Source organism: Actinomadura soli, from assembly GCF_005889715.1.
Classification (GTDB): Bacteria; Actinomycetota; Actinomycetes; order Streptosporangiales; family Streptosporangiaceae; genus Spirillospora; species Spirillospora soli.
The window spans coordinates 1-7,238 of sequence record NZ_VCKW01000338.1 but is presented as its reverse complement, the minus strand read 5'-3'; the positions used below and the strand labels follow the sequence as shown (position 1 = coordinate 7,238).

7 protein-coding genes are annotated in these 7,238 nt (G+C 70.1%); 3 read left to right on the top strand and 4 right to left on the bottom strand.

Translation table 11 applies throughout. The annotated features are described in order from the left end of the window. Positions 1-988: chitinase (locus tag ETD83_RS37310; RefSeq protein WP_138649916.1), on the top strand; the 988-nt coding region annotated here is incomplete at its 5' end. A gap of 94 nt (positions 989-1,082) precedes the next feature. Here ETD83_RS37310 and ETD83_RS37305 read toward each other — a convergent pair. The 3 genes from ETD83_RS37305 to ETD83_RS37295 all read right to left on the bottom strand — a co-directional run bounded on the left by ETD83_RS37305 (position 1,083) and on the right by ETD83_RS37295 (position 3,719). Then, on the bottom strand, positions 1,083-1,853 hold the full coding sequence (locus tag ETD83_RS37305; RefSeq protein ID WP_138649915.1) for a hypothetical protein: 771 nt from the start codon (positions 1,851-1,853) through the stop codon (positions 1,083-1,085). A 20-nt stretch (positions 1,854-1,873) separates the two neighbouring features. Beyond that, positions 1,874-2,155 (bottom strand): hypothetical protein, encoded by a 282-nt coding sequence (locus ETD83_RS37300; protein ID WP_138649914.1) that lies wholly within the window; start codon positions 2,153-2,155, stop codon positions 1,874-1,876. 217 nt (positions 2,156-2,372) lie between these two features. Beyond that, the gene (locus tag ETD83_RS37295) at positions 2,373-3,719 is read right to left on the bottom strand and encodes an FAD-binding oxidoreductase (RefSeq protein ID WP_230421447.1); all 1,347 of its coding nucleotides are present in this window, start codon (positions 3,717-3,719) and stop codon (positions 2,373-2,375) included. A 233-nt stretch (positions 3,720-3,952) separates the two neighbouring features. Here ETD83_RS37295 and ETD83_RS37290 point away from each other — a divergent pair, with 233 nt between their 5' ends. Together ETD83_RS37290 and ETD83_RS37285 are read left to right on the top strand one after the other, a co-directional pair. Beyond that, positions 3,953-4,798 carry an LLM class flavin-dependent oxidoreductase gene (locus ETD83_RS37290; protein ID WP_138649913.1) on the top strand — a complete coding sequence of 282 codons (846 nt, stop codon included), beginning with the start codon at positions 3,953-3,955 and terminating at the stop codon, positions 4,796-4,798. Positions 4,799-4,959: 161 nt separating this feature from the next. Beyond that, complete coding sequence (locus ETD83_RS37285) at positions 4,960-5,967, top strand: threonine ammonia-lyase (protein WP_138649912.1); 1,008 nt, start codon at positions 4,960-4,962, stop codon at positions 5,965-5,967. Here ETD83_RS37285 and ETD83_RS37280 read toward each other — a convergent pair. Next, the coding region (locus ETD83_RS37280; protein ID WP_205718090.1) for an erythromycin esterase family protein at positions 5,968-7,238 on the bottom strand (1,271 nt) is incomplete at its 5' end. It lies immediately after the preceding gene.

The following is a 7,238-nucleotide window of genomic DNA, read 5'->3' as shown; positions in this document are numbered from 1 at the left end:
GCCTACCACCACGACGCCGCCCGAGGGCGAGCCGACCTGCGCGGTGAAGGGCAAGCCCGCGGGCAAGGTGCTCCAGGGCTACTGGGAGAACTGGGACGGCGCGGCCAACGGCGTCCACCCGCCGTTCGGCTGGAGCCCGATCGAGAACCCGGTCTTCAAGCAGCACGGCTACAACGTGTACAACGCGGCGTTCCCCGTCATCCGCTCCGACGGCACCGTCCTCTGGGAGGACGGCATGGACAACACCGTGAAGGTCGCCACCCCTGAGCAGATGTGCGCGGCCAAGGAGGCCGGCGCGACGATCCTGATGTCGATCGGCGGCGCGACCGCGGGCATCGACCTCGGCTCCCGCAGCGTCGCCGACCGGTTCATCGCGACGGTCGTGCCGATCCTGAAGAAGTACAACTTCGACGGCATCGACATCGACATCGAGACCGGCCTGACCGGGTCGGGCAGCCCCGCGACGCCGTCCACGTCCCAGGCCAACCTCATCCACATCATCGACGGCGTGCTCGCCGCGATGCCGTCCAACTTCGGGCTCACCATGGCGCCGGAGACCGCGTACGTGACCGGCGGCAGCGTCACCTACGGCTCCATCTGGGGCGCGTACCTGCCGATCGTCAAGAAGTACGCCGACAACGGCCGCCTCTGGTGGCTGAACATGCAGTACTACAACGGCAGCATGTACGGCTGCTCCGGCGACTCCTACTCGGCCGGGACGGTCGAGGGCTTCGTCAAGCAGACCGAATGCCTGAACAAGGGCCTCGTCGTCAACGGCGTCACCATCAAGGTGCCGTACGACAAGCAGGCCCCGGGCCTGCCCGCGCAGCCGGGCGCCGGCGGCGGGTACATGTCGACGGGCCTGGTCGGCCAGGCGTGGAACAGCTTCAACGGCCAGCTCAAGGGCCTGATGACCTGGTCCATGAACTGGGACGGCTCGAAGAGCTGGACCTTCGGCGACAACGTCAAGAGGCTCCAGGGCCGCTAGCACCCCAACCCCTGCGATGACGGGCCCGGCGGTACCCACCGCCGGGCCCGTCCCACGCCCTGCCCTGCCTTGCCCTCGGTCGGCCGAGTCGGCGTTAGGTGTAGACGGTCCCGATCATCGATACCTGCCATTCGCCGTCGACCAGGTCGGCCTCCACGTAGATCTCCCAGCCCTCTTCGACCAGCATGTCCTCCACGTCCGCCGCCGTGATGCCGTAGTCGCGGGTGGTGAGCCACTCCCCGAACTTGCGCACGACGGGCCCGGTGGCCTGGAGGACCGCACTGGTCGTGATCACCTTGCGTGCCATGTAATAGCCGAGGAATTCGCCGATGTTCTCGGGAATCTTCTGAGGCCCGAACACCCGGCAGAACGCCCCGCCGTCGGAGTGGCGGTCGTACGCGGCGTCGAACCGGGCGCTTTCGTCATCGTCCAGGCCCTGGTAGGCGTAGCCGTTCAGGCTGTTGCGCAGAAGGGAGATGACCGACTCGTAGTTGGCGAAGGTGCGCTTGGAAACGGATTCGCGCTGCTCGGCCAGGAACATTTCCAGCGCCTGCTCAATGGTGCCCCCTTGCGGGGCTTCGTTCCGCTCCCGTTCGGCCTCCGCGTCTTGCGCGGCCCGTTCACAGCTCTGCACGGCCAGGTCCCAGGCCCGGTCGCGGTCATCACCGTTCGGCGGCTCGGCTTCCGGAGCCCATATCAAGTCATGGCGTTCCCGCTGCGCGGCGAACCTGCCGAGCAGGTCGGGATTCGCCTCGCCCGGATTCTCGGCCACGTCCTGCGCCTCCGGGCAGTGCACCCGCACCCGCACCCGCCGCTTCAGTGCCTCCAGACCGCTCACCACCGCCACGGCCTGGGCGCGGGTCATTGCACGCGAATCGGTCCGGATCAGCCTTGGTGGTACCGGATGACCTCGTACATCGTGTGGCTCGCAGGGCCCGGCCGGGGTACGTCGTGCCAGCCGATCTCGGTGGCCCGTAAAGCGATCGCCTTCCCGGCGGCCTCCGCGGCGGCCTCGTCGTCGAAGAAGGCGATCGAGAGGCCGTTGCCGGTCGCCGGGTCGACCAGGTGATAGGTGCCCCGGACGCCGGGGACCTCGGCTGCCGCCTGAAGCACCCAGTCCCGGTCGTCGTCGGGCATCGGCTCCCAGCGCGCCACCCTTGCGATCATGATCCTCCCCATTCCGGTCGACGCCGTGTCCCACCGTCGCCCACAGTCTCATCGCTGGCCGTCCCGACGACCAGCGACGCCGCCCGGTCCTCAGCGGGAATTTCCCCTGGCGATCTCCGAGACCGCCGTTCCCGGGGCCGCTCGGGGTCGGCCGGTGGACGGGTCGCGCCGCCTCGGCGTACCGGCGAGACCAGCGGGTTGTGGCCGCCCGGTGTCGTCAGGGGAGCGGGGTGGCGGTGAAGGTGTTGGACGGGTCGTAGCGGGTCTTGGCGGCCCGGAGTCTGGCGGCGTTCGGGCCGTAGGCGTGGGCCGTCTGGCCGCTGTCGTCCGGGCCCAGGCCGTTGGGGTAGCCGCCGGGCAGCGCGTCCCGTGCGAGGGCCTCGGAGACGGTGTCCGCCCAGGTCTGGTGCGGCTCGGCGTCGCCGGGCGGCCACCAGCCGACGATCGTCGCCATGACGTGGTTCTGGCGGAGGCCGAAGGCCGTGCTCTCCACGGGGACCCGGGCCGCGGCGCCGTGGAACTGGCCGCAGAGCACGCGCGACATGGGTGACGTGAAAGTGGCGGCGGCCTCGACCAGGGCGGAGATGGCGTCCGGCGTGAAGTGCGGCAGCGATCGTGTGCGGGTCGCGACGTGGTGTCCGATCGTCTCGGGTTGTTCGTCGTTGGCGTGTAGCAGGTTGCTGTAGGTCGTGGGCTCTACCTTGGCGACGGCCGGGTCACCGAGGCGTCGCAGCCGGTCGAGCGGTGCCTCGCCGGACGCCGGGTCACCGCTCCAGACCGGGAGCAGCCCCAGGCCGGGCGCGCCGCTCGGGCCGGTCAGCATCGCGGCCGCCACGGTCAGTTCGTCCGGCGCGGCGGACAGGATCTCGTTCAGCCCGTCGAGGACGGCGGCGGCCTGCGGCAGCGGGTAGAAGATCGTGGCCGCGAGGACCGGGTCGACGCGGTGCAGGCGAAGGCGCATGGACGTCACGACGCCGAAGTTGCCGCCGCCGCCACGGATGGCCCAGAACAGTTCGGGCTCGTGGTCGGCGTCCGCGGTCACCGCTCGTCCGTCCGCCAGGACGACGTCGGCGGCCAGGAGATTGTCCAGCGCCAGGCCGCAGCGGCCGTTCAGGGGGCCGTACCCGCCGGCCAGCGTCAGTCCGGCCACGCCGACGTCGCCGACCGTGCCGGTCACGGCGCTAAGGCCGTGCGGCGATGCCGCCCCGATGAGGTCGGCCGCCGTGGCGCCGCCGGCGACCGTGGCGACCGCGGTCCCCGCGTCCACCTCGACCCGGCGCATTCCGGTCAGGTCGATGACCAGCGCTCCGTCGCGGACGCCGCGTCCGAGCCAGTCGTGCCCTCCGCTGCGGACCGACAGTGGCAGGTCATGGTCACGGGCGGCGCGCACGGCGGCCTGCACGTCCGCCGTCCCGCGGGCGTGGACGACCAGTGCCGGACGGTTGGTCACGGCGCCGTTCCAGACCCGGCGGGTCTTCTCGTAGAGCGGGCCCGACGTGGCCACGGAGTCCAGGCCCAGGCGGTCGGTCAGTTCCCGGGTCGCGGCCGAGATCCCGGCGTTCACGCGGCTGTCCGTAGCTGCTTCATGAAAACCCAGCGTAGCCAAGTGACCTTGTGCGGCGTCCAAGGCGATCCGGCCCGGGACTTGCTGAACGAACACCGTTCGTCCTACGGTGGCGATCACTTCGACGAGACGCTCTCCAGAAGGCACGCCGCAAAGCGGGAGCGTCCCACCTCGCTGAGGTGCCGGAGGGGCGGCGACGGTCTTTGTCGTCTCTTCTTTCGGAGGTTCCGCTCATGAACGTCGGTATCGGCCTGCCCATCGGAGACCCGGCCCTCCTGCCCGGCTGGGCCCGGCGCGCCGACGCCGGGCCCTTCAGCACGCTCGGCCTGCTCGACCGGCTCGTCTACCACAACCCCGAACCCCTGGTCGCCCTCGCCGTTCTCGCGGGCGCCACCTCCCGCGTCCGCGTCCAGACGGAGGTGCTGCTCGCCCCGCTGCGCGAGCCCGCCCTCCTGGCCAAACAGGCCGCCACGCTCGACCGGATGACCGGCGGCCGCCTGGTCCTCGGCCTCGGCGTCGGGAGCCGGGACGACGACCACCAGGTCACGGGCGTCGACATCCGCACCCGCGGCCGCCGCCTGGACGGGCAGATGGCGGTGATGCGCCGCATCTGGTCCGGCCAGCCGTACGGCGACGACATCGGCCCGATCGGCCCCGCTCCCGCCCGTCCCGGTGGACCCGAGGTGCTCTTCGGCGGCTTCCAGCGCGCCGCGCTCGCCCGCGTCGCACGCTGGGGCGACGGGTTCCTCGCGGCCGCGGCGCCCTCATGGGCGGGCGGCTTGTTCGACACCGTCCGCGCGTCCTGGAAGGAGCACGGCCGCGACGGCGCCCCCCGCATCGTCGCGCAGGTCAACGTCGCGCTCGGTCCTCAGGACGTGGTCGACGACGCCCGCGCCAACATGCACGCGTACTACGCCTTCACCGGCAGGGCCGATCAGATGGTCGCCGGGATGCTCACGACACCCGTCGAGATCCGCGACGCCATCGCCGCCTACGCCGACCTGGGCGCCGACGAGGTCATCCTCTACTGCTACGGCCTCGACCCCGCCCAGGTGGACCGCCTGGCCGACGTCCTGTAAAGACGCGGGAAATCCGCGTCTGATCAACAGAAGCACGCCGTTCGCGAGACCACACCAGAGCCGTTCAACTGCAGCGCACCCGGCGGCCTAGGGCCGGTCGGATGCCTCTCGGCCGCGGGCACGCAATGGGCTGGCGCGTCTCATGCAGCAAGGCGCGTGGCATGCTGAGCAATGTGAGTGATCTCGACCGTGTTCGGCTTCGGCTCGACCGTGTTCGCGCCGCGATCGGCGACATCGACCCGGTGTTCCTCGACACACCGGCGCTGGAATGCGCGCCCCTCGGCCGGGCGCTCGGATGCTCGATGACGCTGAAAATCGAGACGCTCAATCCGGTGCGGTGCTTCAAAGGGCGCGGCACGGAAACGGTGGTGGCCGCGGCCCGCGAGAATGGCGTCCCGCGAATGGTGTGCGCGAGCGCCGGGAATCTGGGGCAGGCGCTGGCTTACAGCGGCTCGCGCCGGGGCCTGGACGTCACCGTCGTGGCGGCGAGAACCGCCAATCCGCTCAAGCTGCGCCGGATCGCCGACCTCGGCGCGCAGGTCCGGGTCGAGGGCGAGGACATCGAGGACGCCCGGCTGCTGGCACGCGAGATCGCGAAAGCCGATGGCGCCTACCTGGTCGAGGACAGCCTGGACCTCGCGACCTGCGAAGGAGCCGCCACGATCGGCCTTGAGCTCGTCCGGGACGATCCCGCGCTCGATGTCGTGCTCGTGGCCCTCGGCGGCGGTGCGATGGCCAGCGGCGTCGGCTACGCCGTGCGCTCGCTCGCCGGGCACGCGGAGATGATCGGAATCCAGCCCGCCGGTGCGCCGGCGATGGCGCTGTCCTGGCGGCGGGGCACGGTTGTCGAGACCGACCGCATCGAGACGATCGCGGACGGCGTCGCGGGCCGCTGCCCGATCCCCGAGGTCCTGGACGACCTGCTCGTCGTCCTGGACGACGTGGTGCTCGTGGGCGAGGACTCGATCAAGGCGGGCATGCGCGCGCTCCACGAGCACGCGGGCCTGGTCGTCGAACCCTCTGCGGCGCTCGGGGTCGCCGCCGTCCTGGAGCAGCCCGAGCGGTTCGCCGGACGGCGCGTCACGACCATCCTGTGCGGAAGCAACGTGAAACCCGCCGATTTCGCGAGGTGGGTGCTGGGCGCCGCGCCGCACAAGGCGGAGATCTGATCACAGCAGCGCGGCGGCGCGCACCTGATGAAGGTGGATAAGGACGTCGTGAAAGGTGCCCAAGGCGATGGAGCGCGGCTCGTCGGGATATTCGGCGCCGATGTCCCTGGTGGGACGTGGCCGGGCGAGCCAGGCGCGGACGAGGCCCGGAGCGGTGCGCATGTCCAGGACGTAGTCGCGGTAGCGCACTTTGTCCAGGGTGAATTCGTTGCTTCCCTCTTCGGCGGCCCCGACGGTCATAGGACGGAGGTCCCCACCGCCGGATGCGAAGGCGTTGAACGAGCCGTGATGGAAAGTGAATCCCACGCTGACATAGCGGCGCCCGAGTTGTTCGCGTATCAGATCGCCCTGGATTCTGTGGGGGTATTCCGGACGGGAGTTGCCGTAGGCGACATGGCCATTGTGGGCGGAGAGCAGGGTGCGGCCACCGGTGCGCCGGTTCCACCAGACCGTGTTGTCGGCCATCGCCTGCTCGCGGTACCGGATCGCCGTCAACACCTCGGTCTCGTCGTTGAGGTTGTAGGAGTACACCCTGGCGACCTGGGCGACGAAGGCCGCGTACTGGACGATCATGCTGTCGGCGTCGTGGCGTCGTAGCAGGTCCGTGGCCTTGTCGGCGCGTGCGGCCAGGGCCTTGCGCTCGTCCGAGGGCTTCTGTGGATAATCCGTCAGCCAGGCCCGCATGCCCTTGGTGGGACGCAGCCCGGCATAGAGCCGGTTGAGCGTCGGGAGAAGCCCGGGGCGGTGGGCCCGCACGTATTCCTCCACCCGGGCGAACAATTCAGGGCCCGGATAGTCCACGTCATTACCGACGTACTGGAGTTTCTGTTCGTGCCGTGCGTTGTAGGCGCGCATCCACTCGAAGAGATCCAGGTACTCGCGCGTGTTCCAGAGGCGGGTGCCGCCTTGGAACTCCTCGTTCATGATCTGGCGAATGTCGCCCTTGCCGTCCATCACGTAGTCGTTGATGCGCAAACCGGCGGCCACGTGAACTTCCTGGCTGAACGACCGGAATCCCTTGTCCCGCACCAGGTACCGGAAGACCCGATGCTTCATGGTGAAGAACTCGCTTGAGTTATGCGTCGCCTCGCCCAGCCCCACGATGCTCGCCCCGTCCACCATCCGGCCGAGCGGCCGCAGGTCGGAAAGCTCACCGAACGGCGCGGTCGAACGCAGTGGCCGAGCGTGCCCGTTGATAACCCTGACCACCGTTCCCTCGCCGTCCGCGCCCCCGCCCCCGCCCCCGCTTGCGCGGACGCTCGCATTCGCGG

What these genes read in the sequence shown, in the direction of transcription:
- ETD83_RS37285 (WP_138649912.1), top strand. Translation starts at nt 4,960, where the DNA reads ATGCTGAGCAATGTGAGTGATCTCGACCGTGTTCGGCTTCGGCTCGAC.
- ETD83_RS37305 (WP_138649915.1), bottom strand. Translation starts at nt 1,853, where the DNA reads ATGACCCGCGCCCAGGCCGTGGCGGTGGTGAGCGGTCTGGAGGCACTG.
- ETD83_RS37300 (WP_138649914.1), bottom strand. Translation starts at nt 2,155, where the DNA reads ATGATCGCAAGGGTGGCGCGCTGGGAGCCGATGCCCGACGACGACCGG.
- ETD83_RS37290 (WP_138649913.1), top strand. Translation starts at nt 3,953, where the DNA reads ATGAACGTCGGTATCGGCCTGCCCATCGGAGACCCGGCCCTCCTGCCC.